Genomic DNA, 2,661 nt, shown 5'->3' on the forward strand with positions numbered 1-2,661 from the left:
ACACCTACAATCCGGCCAACACGCATATCGACTATTTCGGAATAGACCCCTATCCGGTGCGCACGGGAACGGACACGGTCGATTATGACATGATCGATCGAGCCGTGGCTGCAGCGGTGAAATCGGGCATCCCGGTTAGCAACATCGTTCCGGTCTATCAGGCCTTTGGCGGCGGTAACTGGGAGACTTCCGATGGCGGAAGACAGGTCATGCCCACCTCCGAACAGATGCAAATCATGATCGATCATTGGGCCGCACTGGTGCCGTCACCTGCCTTCGACTACACCTACAAATGGGGAACGCAGAACGGCGACACCGCACTTGAAAGCTCCCCGGAACTGCAAGCCGTTTTCCGGGAGCACAACCTCGCTACCACCGGGACCGAACCGCCTCCCGTCGAGACAAGCGACACCTTGTATGGCACCAGCGGCGACGATGTGTTTCACGGAGCCGGCGGCCACACGATGATCGGCTATGGCGGCAATGATACCTATTATGTCGACGATGTCCGCGATAAGGAGATTGAGGCTGCGGGCGGCGGTACCGACAAAGCATTCGCCTCCGTAAGTCATGCGCTTGCGGCCGGATCGGAAATCGAACTTCTCGCCACCAACAGCCCGTCCGGCACCACGGCGATCAACCTGACCGGCAATGCGTTCGCCCAGACTATCCAGGGCAATGCCGGCGCCAATGTCATCAACGGCGGGGGTGGGGCCGATACTATGACCGGCTATGGCGGCAACGACACCTATTATGTCGACAATGCTGGTGACAAGGTTCGCGAGGCGGTCGGCGGTGGTATCGACAAGGTGCTCGCCTCAGCAAGCTTTGCGCTTGTGCACTCGGCAGCCTCGCAGGTCGAACTTCTTGCTACCACGAATCCCTCCGGCACGGCAGCAATCGATCTCGTTGGCAACGAGTTCGCCCAGACGATCCAAGGCAATGCCGGTGCTAATTACATCAACGGTATGGGTGGCGCCGACACGCTGACAGGCTATGGCGGCAATGACACTTACGTCGTCGACAATGCTGGCGACAGGGTGATTGAAGCGGCCGGCGGCGGCGGCGACAGGGTATTTTCCACGGTGAGCTATGCTCTTTCGGCCGGCTCCCAAGTTGAGCTTCTTGCCACCACAAATCCTTCCGGCACGGGAGCAATCAATCTCACTGGCAACGAGTTTAACCAAGCCATCCAGGGCAACGCCGGCGCGAACATCATCAACGGCGCACGAGGTGCCGACATCTTGACCGGTAACGGAGGCAATGATGCCTTCGTGTTCAACAGCGCTCTTGGAGCCGGTAATATCGACAGGATCACCGACTTCAACAAGCTCCAGGACAAGATCCAGCTCGACGACGCGGTTTTTGCCGGGCTTAAGCTGGGAGGCCTTTCATCCGATGCTTTCTTTGCGGGTGCGGCCGCACATGATAGCTCCGATCATATCATCTACAACAACTCAACCGGAGCACTCTCTTTCGACAGCGACGGGATCGGTGGCGCAGCTCAAATACAGTTCGCCACGCTCTCTCCAGGTCTGTCGCTTGCAGCAGGTTCGTTTCTTGTGATCTGAACGACCCGGAACGGCGGACCTTCTGCTCGAGCCGGTCCGCCGCTCCGTCTTTGTTCAAGCACCGGATTTTTCCAAAGCGGGTGCCCAACCTTCGTCACCAGCGGGTTCGCTAGCAGGGTATCATTGAGGGGTGGCTTGAATCTGCCCGCCACCGAGTTTACTCGGCGCGGTTCGCGGCCGCTTCCGTGTCTTAAACGGACTTAGTGCATCTCAGTGAAAGAGAAGCTCATCGCACCGTGCATGACGACGAAGCAAAACGGCTTCGCGAGTAATCCGGTGTGCACTTTCTCGTCTCTTTACTCTTATTCGATTCTTGTCGGCAACGCACGGTCAGATCCCATCTGAGCCCGGTATCGAGTATCAGATCCCTGGGCCGCTATCAGATCCGCTGCGCAATAGCGGCCATGGCTTCACAAACCGCCCCTTCGCAGATCACGATCGATAAATCGGGACTGCCAATTACTTGAGCGCGAGAGCAGGAACCAGGCACCGCGAACCCGGCAGTCATTCCGCAGTTGTCGCTCGCTTGTAAACGTGGGCCGAACCGCTTTGATGTCGCTTAAGTCTTCCTCATGGGCGAGTGCGGCAGGCGCTCCAACTGGGAACCGCCCCTATTCTCACCTTGAGCGGCTTCCTACATTGACTTGATCTCGATCACGGAGATCTGCCGCCCGCTGAGCGCGCAGATGCCTACGAATTGTCCACAACTAATTGCTTGCGGCAGTGAGACCGCGGAGCGGCTTGGCTCTTGTGGCTAACGTCTGTCTGATTTTCATCTCGTAAGGTAAATTGATAAATCAAAAACAAAAAAGAATGTAATTTGCCGTAATTTAAACGTCCTAAGTTGCGAAGCTACAGCTATTTCAAAATAAAGTCGCGATTCAGCCGGGATTGTGACCTAAGAAAAGCGATAAGTTTCTTGTGTACAACCCGTTTTTATGAAAATAAGCCACAATGCATGCAGCATTCCTACAAACGCTCAATGATTTTATCAACGGGTGTCTTTATGTGATTTGGCGCTAATATACACCCTCTAGTAGGTAGGCCTCGGGCGCTATCGAACGAGAAAAAGGATTACTGGATGGCAACT

At 55.7% G+C, this 2,661-nt stretch carries 1 protein-coding gene; it reads left to right on the forward strand.

The genetic code is table 11. The features are described 5' to 3' along the window. Positions 1 to 1,571 (forward strand): calcium-binding protein (locus tag NKH50_RS28905; RefSeq protein WP_352882576.1); only part of this gene is annotated, 1,571 nt, incomplete at its 5' end. Positions 1,572 to 2,661 lie beyond the last annotated feature (1,090 nt).

Origin of the sequence: Mesorhizobium sp. M1027 (genome assembly GCF_040318745.1) — a bacterium.
GTDB lineage: Bacteria > Pseudomonadota > Alphaproteobacteria > Rhizobiales > Rhizobiaceae > Mesorhizobium.